At 63.8% G+C, this 25,567-nt stretch carries 19 protein-coding genes, 3 tRNA genes and 1 pseudogene; 12 read left to right on the top strand and 11 right to left on the bottom strand.

Annotation, left to right across the window (positions count from 1 at the left end; translation table 11 throughout):
- From GC162_08330 to GC162_08310, 5 genes and pseudogenes are all read right to left on the bottom strand, one after another.
- Complete coding sequence (locus GC162_08330) at positions 1-687, bottom strand: DUF1080 domain-containing protein (GenBank protein ID MBI1368646.1); 687 nt, start codon at positions 685-687, stop codon at positions 1-3.
- A 79-nt stretch (positions 688-766) separates the two neighbouring features.
- Entirely contained in the window at positions 767-1,780 is a 1,014-nt protein-coding gene (locus GC162_08325) for an ABC transporter permease (protein MBI1368645.1), read from the bottom strand.
- Positions 1,781-3,283, bottom strand: coding sequence for an ATP-binding cassette domain-containing protein (locus GC162_08320; GenBank protein ID MBI1368644.1), 1,503 nt, complete (start codon positions 3,281-3,283; stop codon positions 1,781-1,783). It lies immediately after the preceding gene.
- 805 nt (positions 3,284-4,088) lie between these two features.
- Positions 4,089-4,574, bottom strand: a pseudogene (locus tag GC162_08315) (substrate-binding domain-containing protein).
- Positions 4,575-4,595: 21 nt separating this feature from the next.
- Positions 4,596-4,841, bottom strand: a complete 246-nt coding sequence (locus tag GC162_08310) for a hypothetical protein (protein ID MBI1368643.1) — start codon at positions 4,839-4,841, stop codon at positions 4,596-4,598.
- A 137-nt stretch (positions 4,842-4,978) separates the two neighbouring features.
- On the opposite strand from GC162_08310, the gene GC162_08305 reads away from it, so the two are divergent.
- Positions 4,979-5,064: transfer RNA gene (locus tag GC162_08305), tRNA-Leu, on the top strand.
- Positions 5,065-5,084: 20 nt separating this feature from the next.
- Here GC162_08305 and GC162_08300 read toward each other — a convergent pair.
- On the bottom strand, positions 5,085-6,305 hold the full coding sequence (locus GC162_08300; GenBank protein MBI1368642.1) for a DNA polymerase: 1,221 nt from the start codon (positions 6,303-6,305) through the stop codon (positions 5,085-5,087).
- 246 nt (positions 6,306-6,551) lie between these two features.
- Here GC162_08300 and GC162_08295 point away from each other — a divergent pair, with 246 nt between their 5' ends.
- Complete coding sequence (locus GC162_08295) at positions 6,552-7,067, top strand: GNAT family N-acetyltransferase (protein MBI1368641.1); 516 nt, start codon at positions 6,552-6,554, stop codon at positions 7,065-7,067.
- Here the strand turns inward: GC162_08295 and GC162_08290 are convergent.
- The 3 genes from GC162_08290 to GC162_08280 all read right to left on the bottom strand — a co-directional run bounded on the left by GC162_08290 (position 7,039) and on the right by GC162_08280 (position 9,660).
- Positions 7,039-8,481, bottom strand: coding sequence for a sulfatase-like hydrolase/transferase (locus tag GC162_08290; protein MBI1368640.1), 1,443 nt, complete (start codon positions 8,479-8,481; stop codon positions 7,039-7,041). The genes GC162_08295 and GC162_08290 overlap by 29 nt on opposite strands.
- Positions 8,482-8,555: 74 nt before the next feature.
- A tRNA-Thr gene (locus GC162_08285) sits at positions 8,556-8,628 on the bottom strand.
- Between the two features lie 78 nt (positions 8,629-8,706).
- Complete coding sequence (locus GC162_08280; GenBank protein ID MBI1368639.1) at positions 8,707-9,660, bottom strand: hypothetical protein; 954 nt, start codon at positions 9,658-9,660, stop codon at positions 8,707-8,709.
- 140 nt (positions 9,661-9,800) lie between these two features.
- Between GC162_08280 and GC162_08275 the strand changes: the two genes are divergently transcribed.
- The 8 genes from GC162_08275 to lpdA all read left to right on the top strand — a co-directional run bounded on the left by GC162_08275 (position 9,801) and on the right by lpdA (position 20,906).
- Positions 9,801-10,319, top strand: a complete 519-nt coding sequence (locus GC162_08275) for a sigma-70 family RNA polymerase sigma factor (protein MBI1368638.1) — start codon at positions 9,801-9,803, stop codon at positions 10,317-10,319.
- A 5-nt stretch (positions 10,320-10,324) separates the two neighbouring features.
- Positions 10,325-11,938, top strand: coding sequence for a hypothetical protein (locus GC162_08270; protein ID MBI1368637.1), 1,614 nt, complete (start codon positions 10,325-10,327; stop codon positions 11,936-11,938).
- A 22-nt stretch (positions 11,939-11,960) separates the two neighbouring features.
- Complete coding sequence (locus tag GC162_08265) at positions 11,961-13,655, top strand: hypothetical protein (GenBank protein MBI1368636.1); 1,695 nt, start codon at positions 11,961-11,963, stop codon at positions 13,653-13,655.
- The gene (locus tag GC162_08260) at positions 13,406-14,470 is read left to right on the top strand and encodes a prepilin-type N-terminal cleavage/methylation domain-containing protein (GenBank protein ID MBI1368635.1); all 1,065 of its coding nucleotides are present in this window, start codon (positions 13,406-13,408) and stop codon (positions 14,468-14,470) included. The genes GC162_08265 and GC162_08260 overlap by 250 nt, the downstream gene beginning before the upstream one ends.
- A gap of 383 nt (positions 14,471-14,853) precedes the next feature.
- Positions 14,854-15,141 (top strand): hypothetical protein, encoded by a 288-nt coding sequence (locus tag GC162_08255; GenBank protein MBI1368634.1) that lies wholly within the window; start codon positions 14,854-14,856, stop codon positions 15,139-15,141.
- Between the two features lie 303 nt (positions 15,142-15,444).
- A complete protein-coding gene (aceE, locus tag GC162_08250) occupies positions 15,445-18,132 on the top strand; it encodes a pyruvate dehydrogenase (acetyl-transferring), homodimeric type (GenBank protein MBI1368633.1) in 2,688 nt (895 codons plus the stop codon).
- A gap of 20 nt (positions 18,133-18,152) precedes the next feature.
- Positions 18,153-19,439 (top strand): biotin/lipoyl-binding protein, encoded by a 1,287-nt coding sequence (locus GC162_08245; protein MBI1368632.1) that lies wholly within the window; start codon positions 18,153-18,155, stop codon positions 19,437-19,439.
- Positions 19,440-19,490: 51 nt separating this feature from the next.
- Complete coding sequence (gene lpdA / locus GC162_08240) at positions 19,491-20,906, top strand: dihydrolipoyl dehydrogenase (GenBank protein MBI1368631.1); 1,416 nt, start codon at positions 19,491-19,493, stop codon at positions 20,904-20,906.
- A gap of 103 nt (positions 20,907-21,009) precedes the next feature.
- Here the strand turns inward: lpdA and GC162_08235 are convergent, their stop codons facing one another.
- Positions 21,010-22,536: a hypothetical protein gene (locus GC162_08235; protein ID MBI1368630.1), complete on the bottom strand. Its 1,527-nt coding sequence runs from the start codon at positions 22,534-22,536 to the stop codon at positions 21,010-21,012.
- A 47-nt stretch (positions 22,537-22,583) separates the two neighbouring features.
- Between GC162_08235 and GC162_08230 the strand changes: the two genes are divergently transcribed.
- Positions 22,584-22,657, top strand: a tRNA-Val gene (locus GC162_08230).
- A gap of 34 nt (positions 22,658-22,691) precedes the next feature.
- Entirely contained in the window at positions 22,692-23,771 is a 1,080-nt protein-coding gene (locus tag GC162_08225; protein MBI1368629.1) for a sialate O-acetylesterase, read from the top strand.
- 21 nt (positions 23,772-23,792) lie between these two features.
- Here the strand turns inward: GC162_08225 and GC162_08220 are convergent, their stop codons facing one another.
- Complete coding sequence (locus GC162_08220; protein MBI1368628.1) at positions 23,793-25,523, bottom strand: sulfatase-like hydrolase/transferase; 1,731 nt, start codon at positions 25,521-25,523, stop codon at positions 23,793-23,795.
- Positions 25,524-25,567 lie beyond the last annotated feature (44 nt).

The raw sequence follows: 25,567 nt of genomic DNA, 5'->3' as shown, positions 1-25,567 counted from the left end.
TCAGCGGGGGGTGATGATGATGTTGCGGAAGGAGACGGCGCCGTGGTCGCCCTGGAGCATGAGCGGGCCGGCGGGCGATTCCTTGCCGGTCAGGGCGCTGGTGGTCGGACCGGGGGCTTCGACGTTTTCGTGGATGGTCTGACCGTTGAGCGTGACGCGGAGGAAGAGGGCGTTGCTCGTCTTGTTGCCGGCGGCGTCGAAGCGGGGGGCTTTGAATTCGATGACGAAGTGGTTCCATTCGCCGGGCTGTTTGTACTTGGGATGCGTCGGCGGACGGATGCCGTAGATCGCGCCCATGTCGCCGACGCCCGGGTGGTCCTGCTGATCGAAGCTGTCGAGGACCTGCACTTCGTATTCGCCCATCAGGTAGATGCCCGAGTTGGACCCGCGGGGGACCATGACGTCGAGCTCGACCGTGCAGTCGCCGAAGGACTGTTCGGTGTAAAGGTCCTGCCCGTAGCCGGGGGCGTTGATGAGTTCATTCCCCTTGGGGTCCACCGCCAGCTCGCGCGGGTCCTTCGTGTCGATGCTCGCGGAGCCGACGACCCAGTGCGACGCGTTCTTGCGGTGCGGCTTGGTCTTCCACCCGCTTGTGTCATGTCCGTTGAACAGCTTGACCGGCTCGCCCGCCGGCGCGAGGCCGGCCAGCAGTGCGATCGCCAGCAACTGAATCATCCGCTTGGACATGCGTGACATGGCTGCTTCCTCGTCGGGTCAGAGCTCATCATAGCGGCATCGCCGTGCGATGGGGCCTGAGCATCGTCGATCACCCTTCGCCGCGCTCCGCCGCCTGCGCCTGCCGCACCGCTCGGCGACGGGCCGCGAAACGCTTGACCACCTCATCGACGATCACGCCCGCCAGAATCACGAAGCCGATGATGGCGAACTCGACGTTCTGATAGTTGGGGTGCACAAGGTTGATCATGTTCGAGAGGACGACCATGACGGCCGACCCGATGAGGACGCCGAGGATCGACCCCTCCCCGCCGCGCAGGGAGCATCCGCCGAGCACGGCGGCGGCGATGGCGTACAGTTCATAGAAGTTGCCGAAGTCGCTGGGCTGCGCCGCGTTGATGTCCAGCACGAACAGCATTCCGCCCAGCCCCGCCAGCGTCGAGCAGATGACATACGCCAGCAGGATCATGCGTTCGGTGGGAATGCCCGAGTAGCGCGCCGCCTGTTCGTTGCGGCCCAGCGCCAGCAGGTATCGGCCGTAGATCGTCTTGTTGAGGAAGATCGCCGCGATGATGGCGACGATGATGAGCGTGAACGTGGTGGCGGGCAGCTCGAAAACGCCGGCGCCGGTGCCGAAGATCGGCAGATGGCCGGTGGCGATGGAGCGGAGTCCCTTGAAACCCAGGGCGAATCCCTGCGACTGATCGCTGGTCATCCCGCGGGCGATGCCGCGGTAGATGAGCAGGCCGCAGAGGGTGACGATGAACGGTTGGAGCCGCATGCGCGTGACGAGCAGGCCGTGAAACAAGCCGATGACGACGGACAATCCCATCACCAGCGGCACCGCGGTCCAGACGCTCCAGCCATGCTGTGTGAGCAGCCACGGCAGCGTCACGCCGACGAGACAGACCATCGACCCGATCGACAGATCGATGCCGCCGGTGATGATGACGAACGCCGCGCCGATCGAAAGGATGCCGAACAGGGCCGTGCGGTGCACGAGGTTCTGAATGTTGCCCACCAAAAGAAATCGATCGCTGCATACGGCGGTGTACAGACAGATCGCAAGGAGCAGGCCGAGAATGCCGAGAAGTTTCTTCATGATTTAAGCCGCTTTGGTTTCGCCCGTCGCAAGATGCATCACCGCTTCCTCGCTCAGTTCCTCGCGCTTCAGTTCGCCGGTGAGCCGGCCTTCGTGCATGACGAGCGTCCGATCCGACAGACTCAGCACTTCCTCCATCTCGCTCGACACGAACAGAATCGCCGTGCCCTGACCGGCCAGATCGTGCATCAGCTTGTAGATCTCCTCCTTCGCTCCGACATCGATCCCGCGCGTCGGCTCGTCGAGGATCAGTAGCCGCGGCCGCATCGCCAGCCATTTGCCCAGCACCACCTTCTGCTGATTGCCCCCCGAAAGATACTGCACCATCTGCCGATCGTGCGGCGTCTTGATCCGCATCGCCTCGATCATGCGCCGGCTGATCGCGCCTTCGGCGCCGCGGTTCAGGAAACCGCGCTTCGCATCACGCTTGAGCGATGCCAGCGACAAATTCGTCCGAACCGCCATCTCCAGCACCAGCCCGCATTGCTTGCGATCCTCCGGCACCAGCGCCATCCCCGACGCGATGGCGTCGATCGGGCTTTCAATGGCGACCGATCGCCCGCCCATCCGGATCGACCCGCCGACGGCCGGGGTCACGCCGAAAAGCGTTTCGATCATCTCCGTCCGCCCCGCGCCGACCAGCCCCGCCATGCCGACGATCTCGCCCGCACGCACCTCGAAGCTCAGCGCGTGAGCCGGGTGCGCCGGTGTCCGCAGGTGCTCGACGCGCAGCACCGCCTCGCCCGGTTCGTGCGGCTCGCGATGATAAAACTGGCTCACGTCCCTTCCCACCATCAGCCGCACCATCCGGTCGTGACTGATTTCGCCGCGGTCCAGGTCGCCGGCGTTCTCCCCATCGCGCAGCACGGTGACGCGATCCGCCAGTTCGCAGACTTCCCCCAAGCGATGCGAAATATAGATCACGCTCACGCCGCGCGTCCGCAGATCCTTGACCACCTTGAAAAGCGTCAGCGTCTCGTGCGTGCTCAGCGACGACGTCGGCTCGTCCATGATCAGTATCCGCGCGTTCGTCGACAGCGCCTTGGCGATTTCGACAAGCTGCTGGCGACCGATCGTCAGCGTGCTGACGATCGTCCGCGGGTCGATGTCGAGCCCGACCATGTCCAGATATTTGCGGGCGTCGCGGGCGATCTTCTTCTTGTCGATGAGGCCCATCTTCATCGGCTCGCGCCCCAGAAAAATGTTGGCTCCGACATCCAGATTGTCCGCCAGATTCAATTCCTGATGGATCAGCGACACGCCCGCCGACAGGGCGTCATCGACATGGTTGAACTCGACGCGCTGCCCGTCGATCGTCATCGCGCCCGCGTCGGGCTTCTGTACGCCGGCGAGGATTTTCATCAGCGTGCTTTTGCCCGCCCCGTTCTCGCCGATCAGTGCCAGTACTTCGCCGGGCCCGAGCGTCAATGACACATTGTGCAGCGCCCGCACGCCGGGAAAGCGCTTGGTGATGCCGGAAAGCTGGAGCCGGGCCGCTTCGCTCATGTCACTTGCCCAGCCGGCCGGCGCGGTCGAGGGCTTCCATGATCAAGGGCGGGTTGTACTCAAAGAGGCCCACCATCGCGGCGATGTCGGGATTGCGCGTCAGGGCGTCCTCAGCGTTGGCCTTCGCCTTGGCGCGGTCGAAGTTGTCGGTCATCGTGCCGAGGATGATGAACTTGCCGTCATCGCTGGTCAGCACCGCGCCCGGGTCGTCGCGGCGCGAGGGATCGGGTTCGCGGCCGAGGATCCCGTCGATGCATCCCTGCCGCCGGCGCTGCGCATTGTCCTGATCGAGCCGGCCGATGAAGATCATGATCTTCCCGCCGTCCGGCAGGGCGTCGCGCGTCAGCTTGCCGCAGATCATCCCGGCCTGATAGTTGTCCATGCCGATGTAGACGAGCCGGCTGGAATTGGGGGCGTCGGAGTCGACGCTGATGAGGTTCGTCTTTTCCGCCGCCTTGCTGAGCACTTCGCCCTGATTCTCGGGGTTGATCGCGCTGATGGACAGACCGTCGATTCCGCGGGTCAGAAGGTCCTCGACGCGGCGGGTCTGATCGGTGATGCCGCTGGGCATGATCGTCGTGACGTTGACGTTCAGGTCCGCCCCCGCCTTGTCCACGCCCGCCTTGCCGATCGTCCAGAAGTTCGCCACGCCGTTCGTCACGAACGCATAGCTGGGCTTATCTCCGCCGCTCGGTGCGGGCGCCGCGGCCGCGTCATCGCTCTTGCCGCTGACTTTCTTTTTCAGGTCCGCCCAGAACGTGTCCACATCTTCGACCTTCGCCCCGGCGAACTCGCCCCGGCTCGCGTCCTTGAGGACCACGCGGGCGGGGATGTTGATGAACTTGTCCGCGGGGATCACGTCCTTGTTGCCCTTGTGCAGCTCGTTGAGCACTTCGATGGACTTGTAGCCGTACATGTACGGGTTCTGCACGATGGTGCCGACGACGGAGCCGTCCTTGATGCCCTGAAGGGTGACGTCGTTTTCGTCGAAGGCGATGACCTTGACGGGCTTGTTCGTCGCGGCGGGCGTCGGCGTCGAGCCGCCGCTTCCGGGCGCGGGCGCGGGCTCGGACTTGTTGCACGCCGTCAGGGGCAGGGCGATGAGGGCGACGAGCGCCAGACGTTGATAAAGCGCGATGTGGGACATGCGATGTGACCTCCAGGCGTGATTCGACCACCGGGCGAGAATGCCTCTTCGCCGACTAAATGAAAGGGCAAATGTACCACTGACCCCGCCCAGCGGCAACCGATTGCACGCCGCCTGACGCGAACCCGCAAGGCCCCGACGCATTTTCAAAGGTGGGTCATCCGCTCAAGCCGTATCGGCCAGCGGCAACGACTGCGCCGCCCGCTCCAGAACCAGCCGCGCCTCCCGGCCGAGCCGCTCGATCATCGCCACAATTTGTCCGAACGGCAGATCGAGCACGAGACTGATCTCATGCGGCGTGAGCTGGTCGACGTGATACATCATCAGGGCGTAACGCTCCTGCCGCGCCAACCCGCGCATGTATCGCCGCAATGCTTTTTGCTCGCGCAGCCCCATGAACGACGACTCCATCGGAGGGATCCCTCCAATCTCTGGGCATCGGTCCGCGATTGGAAAAACCATGAAAAATTCACGGGCCGATAACGTCTGCCGATGCGATCGACGAAAATTCCCAAGCGCCGATTCGCCCGATACACTGACACGACGCCGGGCTCGTGGCGGAATTGGCAGACGCAGGGGACTTAAAATCCCCTGGGGGGCAACCCCCGTGCGGGTTCGATCCCCGCCGAGCCCATTGATGTTTTGTGATGACCGTCAGCCGAATTCGTCGGCGGCGGGTATCTGCGTGAAGCTGATGCGCGTCGGGGCGGCGTGCTTAACGCCGAGCATCACGGCGGAGTAGATCGCATCGCGGCCGAATCGTTCGTTGATCCGGTCCATCACGTCGCCGAGCATTTCATGCCTGGCTTGTGCGGCGTAGAGGGGCAGGGTGGCGCAGGCGTCGGCGGTCAGTTCCGACAGTTCGACGCCGACTTTCAGCGGCTCGCGGATCGGCTTGTGCGACCAGAGCGTTTGCAGCACGGCGATCATGGTCAGCGTGTCGCGGGTCTGCGGCAGGCCGGCGTATTGCTCCCATCGCCCGCCGCCGATGAAGCTGACGCGTGCGGTGAGGCGGCTGGCGTGATAGCCCAGCCGGCGCATCCGATGCGCGGCCTTGTGCAGCATCCGCACGGTGACGCGGTAGGCGTCGCGTTCGTTTCGCTGATCGGGCGGCAGGACATGGGAATGACCGACGGTGCCGCGTCGCGTCGGTCGATACGGCAGATCGACGCCCCGCAACTGTTGATACCAGATCGCCCCGAGCACCTTCGATCCCCATGCCGCCGCCAACTCCGCCTCGCCGGCGGCGCATAGCTGATGCACATGCCGAATACCCCGCGACTCCAGCCGCTGGCTCATGCGCGTCGCGATGCCGGGCAGGTCGGTGAGCTTGAGCCGGTACAGCGCTTCGGGCAACTGATCGGGCAGGATCATCGTCATGCCGTCGGGCTTCACCATGTCGGACGCGACTTTGGCCAGCCAGGCGTTGGGCGCGATGCCGATGGAGCATCGCAGGGCTTCGCCGACGCGTCGAATCGCCGCCTTGACGTTGAACGCGATCGCCGCCGCTTGTTGCGGTTCGCGTTCGACGCCCATGAGCCGGCCGTACATCTCGTCGATCGAGCTGACGCAATCCACGTGCAGACAGGATTCGACCGCTTCGACGATGCGGTGGTGATACTCGACATAGACCTGCGGCCGGGCCTCCACCAGTGCGATCTTGGGGCACAACCGCCGGGCCTCGCGCACGCCGGTCCCGGTGCTGACGCCGAACGCCTTGGCCTCGTAACTGGCGGCGATGCAGCACGTCGAGTCCGTCATCATGGGCACGATCCCGACCGGCCGCCCTCGCAGACCGGGGTTCGTCTGCTGCTCGACGCTCGCAAAATAGGAGTTCATATCGACGAAAAGGTATCTCAGCGACATACCGAACATATACCGTACAAAATGATGGCGGTCAATCGGTATGTCGGGGCGCGAGGGGCGCGGTTGGGCATCATGCGGGCATGCGGGTCGGTTCGGGGATGATCAAGGTCGATTCCGCGGCCGATGATGCGCCCATGATGTAAGTGCTTGATTGTGCGGCGTTGGCAGGGGGCTTAAAATCCTTGGGGGGCAACTTTCGTGCGGGTTCGATCCCCGCCGGGCCCGTTGTCGGATCGCGGTCGGGTTGAACAGTGCATGAGCGAAGTCACGATTTACTATCTTCAGATGCTGCGCCCGCCGGCTGGCGACGTCGCCGAGGCCCCGGCGGGGTGGGGCATCGACCTCGTCACGCCGCCGGACGGCGCGGTGAACGATCGGTTCTACCGGCGCGTGGGGGCGAACTGGTTATGGAAGGATCGGCTGAGCTGGTCGATGAGCGACTGGCACGCCTACGCCCGGCGCGAGGGGCTGAGCACATGGATCGCCCGGCTCGATGATGACGAAGTCGGGTACGCGGAACTGCACGACGATGCGGCGGGGAGCGTGCAGCTTTGCTACTTCGGACTGCTGCCAGAGCATATCGGGCGCGGACTGGGGCGGCGCATGCTCGACGACGTTTTGAAGATCGCATGGGCCCTGCCCGGGACCCGGCGCGTCTGGCTCCACACCTGCACCAACGATCACCCGCACGCTCTGTCCAACTACCAGGCCCGCGGCTTTGAAATCTATCACACGCGCCTCATCACTCGCCCCGGCGCGACTCGGGCGTGACTTCCGCTTGCGGACCCTTGCCTTCCTGATCGTACTTGTCGCGCCATTCGTCCGTCGTCCGCCGCATCTTCGCCAATACATCGGCGTAGGCCGGATCGCTCGCGAAGTTCTGAAGTTCGGAGGGGTCCTTCTCCAGATCGTGCAGAAATTCGTACGGCGGGTTCTGCTCAAAATACCGCGCATATACGTACCGCCCGTTGCGGTAGCCCTCCCATTTGGGGATGTCCTTGTGATTCATCAGGTGCTCGCAGAAGAAGCCGGCGCGCGAATCGGCGGCGTGGCCGTCGCGCATCAGCGGCAAAAGCGAGCGGCCCTGATACCGCGCGGGAATCGTCACGTCCGCCCCATCGAGAATCGTCGGAGCGATGTCGAGGTTCAGCGAAATGTTGTTCGCCACCCGGCCGCGCGAACCGGCGGGCAGACGCGGATCGAAAACGATCAGCGGCACGCGCTGCGACTCGTCGAAATGCGTCCATTTCCCCGCGAATCCCCGCTCGCCCATGTAGTAGCCGTTGTCGCCCATGTAGATGACGATCGTCTTGTCGGTCAGCCCCTCCTTGGCCAGTTCCTCCATCACGCGCCCCACATTGCGGTCGACCGTCGTGAGCAGACGCAGGTAGTTGCGCATGTTGAGGTCGTATTTTTCCGGCGTGTCCCAACGCCAGAAATACCGCTCGCGGTTCATCGACTTTTTGAGGAACTCGGGCATCGCCTCGAAGATCGTCGGGTCGTCGAGATTGGGCCGGGGCATCTTCACATCGCTGTAAAGCTCCTGCTCCGGCGGCGCGGCGGTGTACTGGTGTTCCTTGTCGCCGTCCTCGGCGTGACCGCCGTTGAACGAGACGGAAAGACAGAAGGGCGTGCCTTTGGGCGTCGCGCGGAGGAAGTCGATCGCGCGGTCGACTTCGATGTCGTCGATGTGGCGCATCGTGCCGTCGGGCAGTTTCTTGATGTACGGATTGCGGAACAGGTCGGCGTATTCGTCGAACATGCGCTCGGTCGTCTTTTTCCCCCCTTCGACGTGCACGCCGAACTTGCCGAAGAATCCCGTGCGGTACCCGGCCGCGCGCAGCAGCACGGGGTAGCTGTCATCGATGAAGCGCATCGCGATCGGCGGCGTGCCGAAGGTGAACCGGTGCGTGCGCTCCACCAGCCCCGTGAAACACGTCGCCCGACTCGCCGCACAGATGCTCGTCGTCACGAACCCGTTGGCGAAGCGCACCCCGCCCGCCGCCAGCTTGTCGATGTTGGGCGTTTGGATCACCGGGAACCCCGCGCAGCTCAGCACGTCCGCCCGCTGATCGTCCGACAGCAGGAACACGACGTTCATCCTCTGCGGCGGCTCGGCGAACGTGCGAAGGCCCATCGCCGCCGACATCAGCGCGGCGAGCAACACATATGACAACCCTTTCATGGCGGGCTCCCTGCGGCGTGGGTGTGCGTGTAGGAATCAACGCGACTTGGACCAGCGGTATTGCGGCAAGACAAAGCCACCGAACGGACTCGAACCGTCAACCTGCGGTTTACAAAACCGCTGCTCTGCCAATTGAGCTACGGTGGCGATGCGGTCATTATCGTCCCGATCGGGCCAAATATCCACTGTTTAAGCCCGCGGCGAACGCGCCCGGCGAGCCGACGATCAAAGGCCGATCATCGCCAGAATCCGTTTGCGAAGGCCGACAATCAGTCGCAGGTACCAGAACAAACAGATCAGACCGCCGAGGCCGACGATCAGGCCGAGGATGCCCGTCACGGCCCCCGGGTCGTCCACAGCGTTGGGGTCCGTGATCGAGAGGACCCTGAAGACAATCATCGCCAGGTAAATGCCGGCCATCGTGCCCATGAGATGTTTGGCGCTTCGGGCCGTCGGCTCATCGCCAAGATGGATGGCGGTGCGTTGGATGAAGAGCATGAACAAGAAGTAGCCCACCATCGACACCAACCCCGCGATCAACTCAATTTCTTCCACCTTTGACGTGGCCACAATGATGTTGCAAAGGATGCTGATGATCAAACAGACGACCGCGCCGTTGATCATGCCGCGCGCGCCCGTCGCTTCGGGGACGGCGGTGCATTTGACCTGACCGACGATCATGGTGATGAACGCACCGAGGAAGATCAGGCCGGCGAACCCGGCCAGGACGACGAATGCGCTTATCTCATCAACGCGCCCGCGGGCGGTCCCGCTCATGATCGCCGCTCCGACGCCAAACAGAATCGCGCCCAACACGATGATGCACACGCCCAGATAGATCAATCGCAACCCCTGCGCGACCTTCAGCCAGCCGGGGTCGCTCAGGTCGCCCTCGCCGCCGAAAAGATCCCGCAGCGGGGCGCTGAAGACTTCGCCGCAGTAGCGGCATTGGGTCGCGCCGGCGGCGATGAGTTCCCCGCACATCGGACACGGCTGGCGCTCGATGGCGTCGGGGGCGTCGGGCGCGAGGTTCGACGCCGTCTGCGCGATCGGCGCGGCGAAGGCGACGGCCGATCCGTCCGCGGCCTTCTGCGGCTGGCCGCAGTAGGGACAGGGCATGCCCCCGAAGATCGCGTGAAAGTTCACGCCGCACGACGAACATTTGACGTTGTCACCCATATCCGTTCCTCGCGGCGACGGTTTTGCAACCGCTCTAAAATAGCACATTTGCGAAAACCGCAACATGCGGCCGATTTTTTCAGCCGCCGCCTGTACCAATCGCCCGGCCCCGTGTCCTTTCCGTATAGAGGAGTCACGTCATGTCCGCCCGGCCCGATGAATTCGCTCGCCTGATCGCGACCCACATGCGCGAAATCTACCGCTATGTGCTGACCCTCGTGCCCAGCCCCGCCGATGCCGAGGACGTCATTCAGGAAACCTCCATTAAGCTCTGGAGCCAGTTCGACAAGTTCGATCCGAACACGAACTTCGCCGCCTGGGCCTTCCGCATCGCCTACTACGAAGTCCTGACCCACCGCACGAAACACCGCCGCGATCGGCATCTATTCTCCAGCGAACTGGTCGAGAAACTCGCCGAGCGCCGGGCGGCGATGAGCGAATCGCTGATCGACCGCCGCCGGCTCCTCGAAGCGTGTCTGGAGGAGTTGTCCGAACCGCATCGTCAGCTCCTCCGCGACCGTTACGCCGGAACGGAAACCATGCAGGCCCTCGCTCAGCGCACCGGCCGGCCCATCAACACGATCTACAAAACCCTCGACCGCATCCGCCGCGCCCTCGGTGCATGCGTCGACCGCAAAGCCGCCGAACAGACCGCGTAACCGCCATGACCCACGCGCCGATCCAACCCGATGACTTTGCCGGCCTCTGCGCCGCCTACTGCGAGGACCGGTTCGACGCCCCCGCCTGTGCCGCCTTCGAGCGCCGCCTCATCACCGACCCCGCCGCCCTCGACGCCTTCCTGCGATACATGGATATCCATGCCTCGCTGTCGCTGTGGTCGGACCAGACGCTTCGCCTCAGAGCAGGCTCCCTTCGACCCAGCTCAGGGCAGGCAGCGTCGGCGTGGCGCGCGGTGGAAGACGTCTCTACGGAGGCCACGCCGACGCTGAGCCGCGCTTCGCGGCGAAGCGTCTGGTACGCAAGCGCCGCGCTCCTCGCAATCGCCGCCGCGCTCTTCTTTGTCTTCCTGCCGACCGCTCCGCATTCCCCACTCCCCACACCCCACTCCGCTGCCCCGGCTGCGTACGCCATCCTCAGCGATGTCTCTGACGACGCGCAGTTCGCCGATGGCGACCGCGCCCTGGGCTCCGACCTGACCGGCCCGATCAAACTCACCGCCGGCCGCGCCCAGCTCATGTTCCAATCCACCGCCGTCGTCGATCTGACCGGCCCGTGCCGGTTTGAAATGACCGGATCAAACGCCGGCCGCCTCACGCAAGGCGTGATTCACGCCCACATCCACGACCGCGCTCACGGTTTTACCGTCGAAGCGCCGCACGATGTCCGCGTCATCGACTTGGGCACCGAGTATGTCATGCGCGTCGACGATGACGCCGCCGGGCGCGTCTACATTCAAATGGTCGCCGGTCGCGCCCGTGTCGAGACGCGCTCGCAGGTCCGCTTCATCACCGCCGGTCAGTTCGTGGTCGTCAATGACGCGGCGATCGACGACGCCACCGCCGGGCAAATCCGTCTCGCCGGCATCTCGCCCGCCCTGGGCCGGCGCATCCGCTTTTTTGAATCGTTCGATGCGCCGCTTCAGACGTCCGACTTCGGGCCGCTGCATTGGGTCAGCGAAACGATGGATCACTGGCGTCTGCTCGCCGCCGACCTGAGCGCCACCGCCCTCGCCGACGTTTCGCCCCGCGCGCTGGAGGGCCGCGCCGCCAGTCTCGTCATCCCGATGGAGCACTCGATCGGACCGGCGGACCGAAGCGTCTACCTCAGTTTCCTGATGCGCACCGCGCCGGGGCGGACCGCTCAGGGGTTGGGTCCCTTCCGTGTGATTTCGCTCTGCGACGGCGGCGACGACGATGTCCATCGCCGTTACGCCATCGGCCTCCTCCGCAACGACGGCGATACGCACAGCACGCGCTTCGAGCATCGCGCCTACGCGCTGAGCGCCGCCCAGACGCCCGACCTGGGCCCGGCCGGCGCCGGCACGCAGCTTTTCGTCGTGCATTTACAGTGGGCCGGCGATCGGAGCATGACCATCGACGCCTGGCTCAACCCCGACGGCGCGGTTGACTTCACCGCGGCGTCCCACCGGATCACGCTCCCGTCCGGGGCGTTCCGTTTCGACCGTCTGAAGATCAGCAGCGTCGCCGACGAGGGGCTCGATGCGACGCCGACGCTGTTTGATGAAATTCGTGTGGCCGACGATCCGCCGCGCCTTTTGCCGCGCGCCGCCGCGTCGCCCGCGTCCGACCGCCCATGACCCGAACAGGAAAGGAACGACGATGAGAATGGACAAGATCGCCCGGCAATTCGTGATGTGCGCCCTGATGATGACCCTTTGGGCAACCGGCGCCCGCGCGGCGCTGACGGGGTATTGGACGCTCGACGACCTGACGACCGGCGTGACCAACGCCGGCACCGACGGGGCGACGTCCGACCTGAGCGTCGGCGGAAACCCCGTCGCGACGACCGGGTTCATCGGCTCCGGGGCGATCGCTTTCGACGGCACGGGCGACATGCTCTCGACCAACACCGCCTCCAACGCCGCCGATGATCTGGCCGCCTACGGATTCACGCTCAGCGGCTGGTTCAAGGTCGCCGCCGCGCCCGCCAATCGTTACACCGTGTTCGGCGTCTCGAACCTGGCGTCCGGGTCGCTGTATTACGGCGGCGGGGTGTTCAGCAACGGGACCAACTACCTCATGACGCGCAATCCGACGTTTGATGCCGCGCCGTTCGACACGGACGGCCCGAACGTGGCCGACAACCAATGGCATCAGCTCACCGGCGTGTACACGTCCAACACGCTCGTGCAGATGTACGTGGACGGCAAGCTCGTGAGCACCGACACCGCGGCGCAGACTTTTTCCAGTGCCGTGGACACCCTGTCGATCGGCGGCATCCGGCGCAGCAATGCCAACGCCTCCACGCCGACCGATCCGATGATCGGCTCCATCGACGACGTGGGCCTGTTCAATACCTCGCTCAAAGCCGCCGACGTCGCGCTGGTCAACGGGCTGGGGCGCACCGCCTCGGCGGGCCTCGATCAGCTCGCTCCCGCGCAGGCGCTGTTCAGCGGGCGCATCGGGTCCACCGCCACCGTCGCCGGGGCGACATGGAAAAAAGTGTCGAGTCTCTCGGGCGTGACCGGCGATTACAGCGGGACCAGCGCCGGCGGCGATGCGAAGATCACGCTCAACAATTCCGGATTCGGCATCGAGCGCGCCAGCGTCGGCAACGTCTTCGTGGAGGACCCGTTCGCCTACAGCCCCGGTGCACTGAACACGAAGAACGCCGAATGGGCCGCCACCTCCGGCGGGGGATTCACCGTCGAAAACCACGGCCTCAACCATCCGAACCTGCTCAATGAATCGGGCCTGGACGCCACCGCCAAGAACGCCCGCTCCACCATCGACCTCAATCACACGTTCGGCAACGCCGACGAGACCGTCTTTTTGAGCTTCCTCATGCAGACGTCCAGCAACTCGCAGAACAACGATGCGGCGGGCAGCTTCTTCACCATCGAACTCTACGACGGCGCGACGCGCAAATACGCCGTCGGACTCCTGCGCGGCGACGGCAACACCGCCAGCGCGCAGTTCGAGCAGCGGGCTTACGACCTGTCCAACACCGCGACGCCCGACCTGGGGGTGTTCACGAGCGATGTCGCCTTGATCGTCGTCAAGTTCGTCTTCTCGAACCTGGGCGACGCGCTGACGATCGATGCATGGCTCAATCCCAACGGCGAGACGGATTTCAACGCCGTGTCCAATCGGATTTCGATCGCCAGCGGGGCGTTCAACTTCGACAAGCTGGCCATGGCCGCCGCCGCCACGGCCGCGCCGGGGGCGACGGGTGTGACGTTCGACGAAATCCGTGTGGCGGGCAGTGCGCCGCTGGTGACGACGATTCCCGCGCCCGCCGCGTTGCCGGCGGGGTTGGCGCTGATGTCGCTTTTATGGATACGACGCCGATGAAACATGAATGCGTTCATGCCGAGGTTCGGTGCGGATCGGTCCCGCGCTTGAGGCGGGGTGACTTCAGTCGCCCCGCCGCCAATGGGGCGTTCACGCTCATCGAGCTGCTCGTGGTGGTGGCGATCATCACGCTTCTGATCTCGATTCTGCTTCCGTCGCTCACGCAGGCGCGGCAGTCGGCTCAGATGGTCGCCTGCGGATCGAATCTGCATCAGATGAGCGTGGCGGCGTTCGCGTACGGGTCGTCGAACCGGGGGATGCTGCCGCCGTTGAGCGATCTGACCAGCTCGCCGAATCTGTATATGTGGAAGCGGACGCCGTCGCTTTTGTTCATGAAGCAGAACATGGCGGACGGACTGAATGTGCTGTATTGCCCGTCGTTTTTGGCGCAGAACAGCGTGGGCGCATCAGGGTATCCGACGAGCGATGCGTACGGCAACAACAATCGCGATCCGCAGTACTGGGTCCATGTCAATGAAACATGGGGCTCGAGCAACGAACTGGTCACCAGCTACTTCACGATGATGTCGGCCCATCTCAATCCCGCAGTCAGCTCCAAGTACACCAAGGATTCCAGGAACCTTCAGGTGACCCGGCAGACGGACAAGGCCAACATGCCGATCTTCGCCGACAATCAGTTGCGGCGCGATGCGCAGACATGGAGCGACTGGACCCGTTCGCACTGGGGCACTTCCGATGTGATGCCCATCGGAACCAACGTCGCGTATCTCAACGGCAGCGTGCTTTGGCGCTCGATGGCGGAGACGAATCTGATGTACAGCTATTCGCTGGGCAATCGCGATCTGTTCTGGTGAGCGGGGCGTTTGGCCCGCTCGGCGCATCGGTGCGTCGCAAGGGGCGCACAGCGATGGCAAATCGCGCACGGGCATGACGGGGGATCGTTATAAGTCCTGTCAAGTAGCGCATGGGCGCGGCCAACCCCGGTGCGCCGGTGCGCACGGGCTTGTCCATGCGCGCATTGCGTCATGCGGATGCGCGATAATCTGCGATTCTGAGTTGTAAACAGGGGCGCACGGCGATGGGAGAAAACGGGCGTGTTGCCGCGCCGGTGCGATGTGGCACATGTCTTGCTCATTGGGATTCACGGCAGGGATGCTGCGGGGAAAGTGATGAACAACCATGCAATCGTCCGGCCGCGGGTCGGTGATCGCCACAATATTCAGCATCGGAGCGTGCCATGGTTTCTCAGCGTGTCGACGGGTTGGTGGAATTTGCGTATTACCGGCCGACGGCCAAGCGTGTCGTGATGGCGGGGGATTACAACGACTGGTCGATCCATCATCTGTCGATGGAGGCGGACGGAAAGGGTTGGTGGCGTGCGGAGCTGGCGCTGCCGCCGGGCGAGTACCGGTTCAAGTATCTGGTGGACGGCAAGCTCTGGGAAGCGGATTATGCGACGCATGCGGTGGAGGATGACTGTCATGGGGGCTGGAACAGCGTGATCCGCATCGGGCGGGGGCACTGAGGCCGGGGGAGCGCCCGCCGCCCGTTCGGCAAGCTCACGGTCAAAAGCGGCGTCGCTCAACGGCGCTGGTTCCCGATGCCTTTCATCCTTCCGGGCGATTCGTTAACATATGCTCTACTGCGGCCGCGCCAGGGTGAAAACCCCGCAGCGCGGCCGCGGTATTTATCGTTGGGGGACCACCCCACTGTGACTTTTGAACGGGATGTTCGTATCATGGTGGAGCGCGATGCTTGTCGCGGCCCCCGAGGCCAAACGCCGGGTTTTGACGGCGATTGCTGAACGATTACGAAGGACGACCAGGTTATGAGCACTTACGTAGGCCATTCCTCCGACGACCCGGCTGCGCTGGCCCAGCAGACGCACGACTGGCTCGACTCCCTCGAGGATGTACTGGCCTCCCGCGGGCCTGATTTCGTACGCCAGCTCCTGCGGAATCTGCAGATTCACGCACAGAAACAGGGCGTCGTCCTGCCTGTTACGAGTCAGACGCCGTATCTGAACACGATTCCGACCCATCGTCAGCCGCCCTATCCGGGCAATCTGGAAATCGAACGCCGCATCAAGAGCATCATCCGCTGGAACGCCATGGCGATGGTCGTCCGCGCCAACCGCGACCCCGCCGCCCCCGGCGGGCACATCAGCACGTATGCTTCGATCGCCACGCTGTATGAAGTGGGTTACAACCACTTCTTCCGCGGCCGAAAACACGCCTGCGGAGGCGACAGCGTGTACTTTCAGGGTCATGCCTCCCCCGGCAACTACGCCCGCGCCTTCACCGAAGGGCGTCTGAGCGAGAGCCACCTCAAAAACTTCCGCCGCGAACTGCGCGACGGCATCGGGGCCGGCCTCTCCAGTTACCCGCACCCCTGGCTCATGCCCGACTTCTGGGAATACCCGACCGTGAGCATGGGCCTCGGCCCTCTCATGTCGATCTACCGCGCCCGGTTCATGCGATACCTCGACGACCGCGGCATCAAAGAGTACAAGGGCGCCAAGGTCTGGAACTTCGGCGGCGACGGCGAAGTCGATGAGCCCGAAACCCTCGGCGCCATCACCCTCGCCTCCCGCGAAAAGCTCGACAACCTCATCTGGGTCATCAACTGCAACCTTCAGCGCCTCGACGGCCCGGTGCGCGGCAACGGCAAGATCATTCAGGAGCTTGAAGCCATCTTCCGCGGCGCCGGCTGGAACGTCATCAAGGTCCTCTGGGGCGGCGACTGGGACCCGCTCTTTGAACAGGATGATGAAGGCCTGCTGGTCCATCGCCTCGAAGAAATGGTCGACGGCGAGTACCAGAAGCTGCGCGTCGAAGGCGGGGCCTACATCCGTGAAAACGTCTTCGGCGCTCATGAGAAGCTCCAGCAGATGGTCGCCAACATGTCCGACGACCAGCTCTGGCACCTCCGCCTCGGCGGGCACGACCCCCGCAAGGTTCACGCGGCCTACAAGACGGCGTTCGAACACGAAGGCGCCCCGACCGTCATCCTCGCCAAGACCATCAAGGGCTACGGCCTCGGTGAAGCCGGCGAAGGCATGAACATCACGCATCAGCAGAAGAAGATGAACGAGGCGGAGATGCTCGCCTTCCGCGACCGCTTCAACATCCCGCTCACCAACGAGCAGGTCAAGGATCTGCCCTTCTATCGCCCCGCCGACAACTCGATCGAGATGCAGTACATCCGCGAGCGGCAGGCGGCCCTCGGCGGCCCCGTCCCGAGCCGAACCGTCGTCACTAACAACTGGGAAGCCCCCGACGATTCCGCCTTCACGCAGTTCGATCAGGGCACCGGCGACAAGGACATGGCCACCACGATGGCCTTCGTCCGCGTCCTGCAGAAACTGCTCCGCGACAAGCAGATCGGCAAGTACATCGTGCCGATCATCCCCGACGAGGCCCGCACGTTCGGCATGGACGGGCTGTTCCCGATGGTCGGCATCTACTCGCACGTCGGCCAGCTCTACGAGCCCGTCGACCGCGACACGATCGCCTACTACAAGGAAACGACCGACGGCCAGATCCTCGAAGAGGGCATCAACGAAGCCGGCTCGATGTGCTCCTTCATCGCCGCGGGCACGAGTCATACCAGCCATGCCCAGCCGATGATCCCGTTCTACATCTACTACTCGATGTTCGGCTTCCAGCGCATCGGCGACCTCGTCTGGCTCGCCGGTGACATCCGCAGCCGGGGCTTCATGCTCGGCGGCACCGCCGGTCGCACGACTCTGAATGGCGAAGGCCTTCAGCATCAGGATGGTCATTCGCACCTGCTTTTCTCCGTCGTTCCGAACATCCGGGCCTACGACCCGGCCTACGGCTACGAGATCGCCGTCATCCTCCGCGACGGCATCAGGCGGATGTACTACGAAAACGAGGATATCTTCTACTACCTCGCCGTCGGCAATGAACCCTACGCGCATCCCGCCAAGCCCGAAGGTTGCGAAGAAGGCATCTTGAAGGGCGCCTACAAGCTCAAGCCCGCGCCGAAGAAGGCCAAGCTCCGCGCTCAGCTTCTCGGCTCCGCGTCGATCATCAACAGCGTGCTCGAAGCGCAGCAGATGCTCGCCGACAAGTACGATGTCGCCGCGGATGTCTGGTCGGTGACGAGCTACACGGAACTGCGTCGCGAGGCGCTGGACGTGGAGCGGTGGAACCTTTTGCATCCGGAGTCGGAAGCGCGCGTGCCGTATGTGACGCAGTGCTTCGGCAAGGTCGAAGGCCCGATCATCGCGGCCAGCGACTACATGAAGGCGCTGCCGGACCTCGTCGCCAAGTGGGTCCCCGGCGGGATCGTCTCGCTGGGCACCGACGGGTTCGGCCGCAGCGAGAGCCGGCAGGCGTTGCGCGATCATTTTGAAGTCGATGCCCGATATGTCGTGCTCGCGGCGCTCAAGTCGCTCGCCGATCGCGGCGAATATGACAAGTCGCGTCTGAGCGCCGTCGTGAAGGAACTGGGCATCAATCCCGACAAACCCAATCCGCTTAAAGCATAAATCAAGAGCAAGGAACGGACATGGCCGTTGAGTTCAAATTGCCCGACCTGGGCGAGAATGTAAAGTCCGCCGACGTGGTTTCCCTGATGGTCGCCGTCGGTGACACCATCGCGAAGAATCAGCCGGTCATCGAAGCCGAGACGGACAAGGCCGTGATGGAAATCCCATCAAGCGTCGCCGGCAAGATCACCGCGATCTCGGTCAAAAAGGGCGACACCGTCAAGGTCGGCCAAGTTGTTTTGACCGTTGACGAATCCGCCGCCGCCAAACCCGTGGACAAGAAAGCCGACCGTCGCAAGGAAGACAAGAAGGAATCGCCCGCGCCGCAGCCCGAAGCGCCCGTTAGCAGCAGCCGCGAAGCGGCGCCTGCTCCCGCGCCCGCTGCGACACCCGCCCCCGCACAACCCGCCGCGCCGGTCCCCGTCTCCAGCGCTCAAGGTCCCGTTGCCGCCGCGCCGTCCGTGCGGCAGTTCGCCCGCGAGATCGGCATCGATATTCATCAGGTCCCCGGCACCGGACCCGGCGGGCGCATCAGCGTCGAAGACGTCAAGGCCTACGCCCGCACGCGCGCCGCCGCCGGCGGTCGCGCCCCGGCTTCCGACAAGCCCCGCGCCGAGCGGCAGGCGATGACCAAGATCCGCAAAGTCACCGCCGCCCACATGGCCAAGTGCTGGAACACCGTCCCGCATGTGACGATCTTCGACAAGGCCGACGTGACCGACCTCGAAGCCGAGCGTCAGCAGTTCAAGAAGAAGGCCGAGCAGGCCGGGGGCAAGCTGACCATCACGCCGATGTTCATGAAGATCGCCGCCGCCGCCTTGAAGGTGTTCCCGAATCTCAATGCGTCGATCGACACCGAAAAGAGCGAAATCGAACTGCACCACTACTGCAACCTCGGCGTCGCCGTCGACACGCCGCGCGGCCTCGTCGTGCCCGTCATCCGTGACGTCGACAAGAAGAACATCATCGAACTCGCCCTCGAAATCGGTAATCTCTCCATCAAGGCCCGCGATGGCAAACTCCTGCCCGACGACATGTCCGGCGGCACGTTCACCATCACCAACCTCGGCTCCATCGGCACCGGGTTCTTCACGCCGATCGTCAACCACCCCGAAGTCGCCATCCTCGGCATGGGCCGCGCCGTCATGGAGCCCGTCTGGGACGGCAAACAGTTCATTCCCCGACTGATGGCCCCCTTGTCCCTGAGCTTCGACCACCGCCTCGTTGACGGCGCCGACGGCGCGCGATTCCTGCGATGGATCGTCCAGGCCGTCGAAAACCCGCTGCTCATTTCCCTCGAAGGTTAATCGTTTAGCGGCGGGGCATCGCCCCGCGCTTCCTATAAAGGAATTGCCATCGTGTCGAACAACAACGGTAAACGTCTTTTGGTTCTCGGTGCAGGTCCCGGCGGTTACCCCGCTGCCTTTTATGCGGCACATCTGGGCATGGACGTCACGCTCATCGACGAACGCGCCAATCCCGGCGGCGTGTGCCTGTACGTCGGGTGCATCCCGTCCAAGGCGCTCTTGCACGTCGCGAAACTGATCAACGAAGCGCATGAATCCTCCGCGTGGGGCGTCACCTTCGACAAGCCCAAGATCGACCTCGACAAGCTGCGCGCGTTCAAGGACAAGGTCGTCTCGAAGATGACCGGCGGGCTGGGCATGATGAGCAAGGCCCACAAGATCAAGTTCATTCAGGGCCGCGGCGAGTTCACCGACGCCAACACGCTGTCCGTCACCGACAAGGACGGCAAGAAGCAGGATGTGTCCTTCGACGCCGCGATCGTCGCCACCGGCTCGCGCCCGGCGATGCCCAAGGCGCTGGCCATCGGGTCCAAGCGCGTGATGGATTCCTCCGGCGCGCTGGAGCTTCCGGAAATCCCCAAGTCGATGCTCGTCATCGGCGGCGGGTACATCGGCCTGGAGATGGGCACCGTCTACGCCGCCCTCGGCTCCAAGATCACCGTCGTCGAAATGCTCACCGGCATCCTCCCCGGCGCTGACCGCGACCTCGTGGATGTGCTCGGCAAATCGCTCAAGGGCAAATTCGAAGCGATCCTCACCGACACGCGCGTCACCGAGATGTCCGAAACCAAGGACGGCATCAAGGTCAAACTCGTCGGCGTCGACCTCAATGAAGAGCGCACCTACGACCGCGTGCTCATCACCGTCGGTCGCGCCCCCAACTCGCAGAACCTCGGTCTCGAAAAGCTCGGCATCAAAGTCACCGAGCGCGGCTTCATCGAAGTCAATCCCCAGCGCGCCACCAACGTGCAGAACATCTTCGCCATCGGCGACGTCGCCGGCGAACCGGGCCTCGCCCATAAAGCGACGCACGAAGCGCGCGTCGCCGTCGATGCTGTCGCCGGCAATCCCGCCGCGTTCGACCCGGCGACGATTCCCGCCGTGGTGTTCACCGATCCCGAAGTGGCGTGGGCCGGGCTGACGGAGACGCAGTGCCTCAATCAGGGCGTGGCGCACAAGGTGACGAAGTTCCCCTGGGCCGCATCGGGCCGCGCTGCGACGCTCGGCCGGCAGGACGGTCTGACCAAGCTCATCATCGACCCGCGCACCGGCCGGGTGCTCGGCTGCGGCATCGTCGGCGTCGGCGCCGGCGATCTGATCGCCGAAGCCGCGCTCGCCATCGAAATGGGCGCGACCGCGGAGGATCTGGCCCTGACCATCCACCCGCACCCGACCATGAGCGAAACCATCATGGAAGCCGCCGACCTGTACCTGGGTCACAGCGCCCATCTGATCGTGCGCAAGTGAATCGCGCATGACTCTGTGATGTTGTCACGCTCAAGAATGATGCAGGCAAGAAAGCTGTGGCACGGCCGCCCCGGCCGTGTTACCGCGGCGGAGACGCGAAGGTTCAGAAAACCGGTGCGTTGTCGTATTGAAGCGGGGCGTGCTGTTCGTTGACCTTGATGTGCAGGGTCTTTTCGAGTGCGTCGATGGCGGCGGGGGTGCAGCCCGTGTCGCGGATGAACAGGGAGCCGATCGATTGAAGTCGGGCGAGTCGGGCGAGCGACGCATCGGTGATGCGCGTGCCGGAGAGGTCGAGCGTATCGAATGCGACATGAACGGTCAGCAGCTTGTCGATGAAGGCATCGGTGATGTCCGTCCGCGCGACTTTGATCACGCCGAGCTGCTGCATCGTTGCCAGCGTGTCGGCGGCGGCATCGGTGATCTTCGTCCCGGCGAGATCGATCTCCTGCACATCATTGCGATTGCGCAGCTTGGCGAGGCCGGCGTCCGTGAGGGCGGTGTCGGCGAGGTTGATCGAACTGAGCGACCAAACGCTGTTCTCCCACACGATCGTAATCGCATCGGTGACGGCGGTGCGCGACAGATCCAGCACGAAGACACTCATCCCGCGAATGATCGGCCCCGAGGCATCGGTGATCTTCGTGCCGGCGAGATTGAGCGTGTGTATCGATTCGATGCCCTCAAGCTGGCGCAGGCCTTCGTCGGTCACGCGCGTGTTGGCGAGATTCAGCATGCTCAGGTTCGGCGAAGCACGGATCGCCGGCATGGCGGCGTCGGTGATCTGCGTATCGCTCAGGTCCAGCGAATCAAGCTGACTCAGCCGGCTGAGCTTGCGGAACAGATCATCGGTGACGCGCGTGCCCGACAGCGCCAGGCCCGACAGGTCGCGCCCGGCGAAGGGGGCCAGACCGGCTTCGGTGACGGCGGTGCGATTGAGCGAGAGGTCGGTGAGTTCGGGAATCGCCGCGAGTTTGGCGAGCCCGGCATCGGTGACGGCCGTGTCGTCGAGCCGGAGCGTGGTGAGGTTGGTCAGGCCGGTGAGATGGATCAGCCCCGTATCCGTGATATGCGTGTGATTGAGCGACAGGTAGCCCAGTTGCGAAAACGCCTTGAGATGCGCGAGCCCGGCGTCGGTGATCGCCGTGTCATCGAGACTCAGGTCGGACAGTTCCGTCAGGTTGCCGATCGCCGCCAGGCCGTGGTCGGTGATGCGCGTGCGGTCGAGCGTCAGCGACGTGATCGAAGTCAGATGCGCGAGACTGCCGAGCGCGGCGTCGGTGATGGACGATCCGCTCAGGTCGATCGATTCCACACTCGTCAGCGGCTCGATCAGCTCGACCGACGCATCGTCAAATTTCGATCCGCTCATCGTCACGTATGTCACGCGGTAAAACAGCGGCGAATCGCTCATGAAGTCCGGCGCCCAGTCCGGCGCGATCACATTGCCGTCGACTTCCGCGCCGAGTTCCGTCAGCCGCTCGCCCGCCGCCCGATCCATCCGCGCCTCATGCCACAATAGCAGCAGCGGCGAAATCGCCAGTCCGAGCACCGCCAGTCCCAACAGCAGATAAAGAATGACACGATGACGCCGCGTCGGCCCCGCCACGGAAGCATCGTCCTCATGTTGCATCCCGACACTTTACCACAGTCCGCGCCGACCCTACGATACCCACCGCCGGGCGTTTAGCTCAGTTGGCCAGAGCACCTCCCTTACAAGGAGGGGGTCGCAGGTTCGAGCCCTGCAACGCCCATTTCAATTCGTTTCCATCATTGGAGGCATGCATCATGACGCACACGTGGCGCGCGAGCATCGTTCGACGTTTCGTCGGCTTGATCATCATGGTGGTGTTGGCATGCATCGCGCCGACCCGCGCCGCGGAGGAACCGGTGCAGGTGTTCATTCTCGCGGGGCAGTCGAATATGGAGGGCAAGGCGCCCAACGACCTGTTCAACGCGCAGGCGGCGGCGCCGGAGACGGCCTCGTTCTTTGAACACCTGCGGCGCGACGGCCAATGGATCCAGCGCGATGATGTGTTCATCAAGTTCCTTGATCGCCACGGGCCGCTGACGCTCGGGTACGGATCGCCGGGGCGGACGGGCATGGAACTGGAGTTCGGGTTCGTCATGGGCGATCATCTGGACGCGCCGGTGCTGCTCATCAAACCCGCATGGGGCGGGCACTCGCTTTACAAGAATTTCAGACCCCCCTCCGCCGGTCTGCCCGCCGAGGCGACGCTTCAGAAGGATCTGGAGGATGCACAGAAGCGCGTGAAGAACGACAACGAGAAGAACAAGAAGCAGAAACCGCTGCCGACAATGGACGAGATCAAGGCGGCGTACGGCCAGTCGTACCGCAACATGATGGCGGAGGTGAAGGACACGCTTGACCATCGCGACGAGCTGTTTCCGCAACTGAAGGGGCGGCCGGTCAAGTTCGCGGGATTTGTGTGGTTTCAAGGATGGAACGATCAGTACGGCGGGGCGGAGAAGGAATACGCCTCGAATATGGAGCATTTCATCCGCGATGTCCGCAAGGACCTGAACGCGCCGAATCTGCCGTTCGTCATCGACATGATGGGCCAGAACGGATCGAACGAAGCAAAGGGACCCATGAAGGAGATTCAGGACGCGCAGGCGTCAATGGAGAAAGTCCCTGATTTCGTCGGCAACGTCAAAGCAGTGCGGACCGATGTGCTTGTCGACAAGGCGGCGGAGGAGTTGTACCCGCACTGGAAGGAGAACTTCGAGAAGTGGAAAGTGACCGGCGGCGACCGGGGGTATCACTATCTCGGCAGCGCGATCTGGTACACGCGCATCGGGCGCGCGTCAGCGGAGGCGATGCTCGAACTGATGGGGCGGAAGTGAACGATCGCGCTCCGCTTCGCCTCACGGATGCACCGGTCCCGGATCCTTCTTCCAGGGCCAGGGCAAAACTTTCGACGACTGCGCCCACTCGAACCACGCCTCGGCGAGCCGCTTGACGATGTCCGGGTGCGCCGCCGCGACGTCATGCATTTCCGTACGATCCGCTTCCATGTCGTAGAGCGTCCAGTCCATGTCATGCTTCCCATCGACGCTGTAGTAGTTGCCGAAGCGCACCAGCTTCCACTTCCCGTCGCGTACCGCCGCGTTGCCTTCGTGCTCCCAGAAGATCGGCCGGCCGCGATCGATCGTCTTGCCATCGAACGTCGGACGCAGACTCACGCCCTGCATCGGCGTGATGTCGTGACCGTTCGCCTGCTTCGGGTATGTCGCACCGCCGAGGTCGATGCAGGTCGCCATGAGGTCGATGAGGTGCCCGGGCGTCGTGACCAGCTTGCCGTCGCGCGACGCGTCGATGCCGCGCGGCCAGTGCACGATCAGCGGCGTCGAAATCCCGCCTTCATGCACGAAATGCTTGTACTGACGGAAGGGCGTGTTGGACACGTTCGCCCAGTCGCGCCCGTAGGAGATATAAGTGTCCGCCGGACCCGGCATCGCCTCGGGGCCTTGCCGCACGGGGCGACCGTCGCGCGTCTGCTTCGTGATGATCTCCGTCTGCAACTCGTCGGGTCCCATGGGTTTCAGGTTCGTCGGATACGGCTGCTTGCGCTCGCCGCGACCGATGCCCTCGGCGCATCCGCCGTTGTCCTGAAGGAAGAAGATCACCGTGTTGTCGAGCTGGCCTTCACGCTTGAGCTCTTCGATGATGTGCCCGATGTTCTGATCCATGCGGTCGATCATCGCCGCGTAAACTTCCATGCAGCGCGCTTCCCATTCCTTGTGCTTGACCTTGTCCCAATCGCCCGCCTGCGGCGACAAATCCCACGACGGATCGATGAGTCCCAGTTGTTTGAGTCGCTCGAATCGCGCCTTACGAATCGGCTCGTAGCCGGCGTCGTACTTGCCGTGATATTTTGCGATGTCTTCGGGCAGGGCATGCATCGGCCAGTGCGCGGCGGTGAAGGCGATGTACATGAAGAACGGTTTGTCGGGCGACTTGTCCGCATGATCCTTGAGGAACATCACCGCGTTGTCTGCGATGGCATTGGTGTAGTAGAACGTGTCGGGCTTGTAGAGCGCATCGTTGACGGGCGTGATGTACGTGTTGCCTCGGCAGAGGGCGGTCGGGTCGTAGTAGTTGCCGCCGCCTTTGATGGTGCCGTAAAACCGATCGAAACCGCGCTGAAGGGGCCAGTTGTGCATCGGGCCTTTGGGGCCGTCGTCTTTGGCGACGTGCCACTTGCCGCAGGCATAGGTGGCGTAACCGGCGGGGCGGAGCACTTGGGCGATGGTCAGGCAATGCTCATTGATGTCGCCGACGTAGCCGTCGGATTCGCGCGGCGAGTAGCCGCCGGTCATGTGACCCATGCCGGCCTGATGCGGGTAAAGCCCGGTGAGCAGGGATGCGCGCGTCGGGCAGCAGCGCGAGGTGTTGTAGAACTGCGTGAATCGCAAACCCTCCGCCGCGAGCTGATCGAGATTCGGCGTGGCGACTTCGCCGCCGTAGCAGCCGATGTCGGAAAAGCCCATATCGTCGGACATGATGAGCAGAATGTTGGGTTTATCCGCTCCGAGCGCCGCAATGCACATCATGAGAATTGCGACGACAAGCCGCGCAATCATTCGATCATTCATGGCGTGGCTCCAGTCGGTTTTGCCGATGCGACAACCGCCGCGTG

Source organism: Planctomycetota bacterium (assembly GCA_016125255.1).
In the GTDB taxonomy this organism is placed as follows: Bacteria; Planctomycetota; Phycisphaerae; order Phycisphaerales; family Zrk34; genus RI-421.
This window is presented reverse-complemented; position numbering and strand designations above follow the sequence as displayed.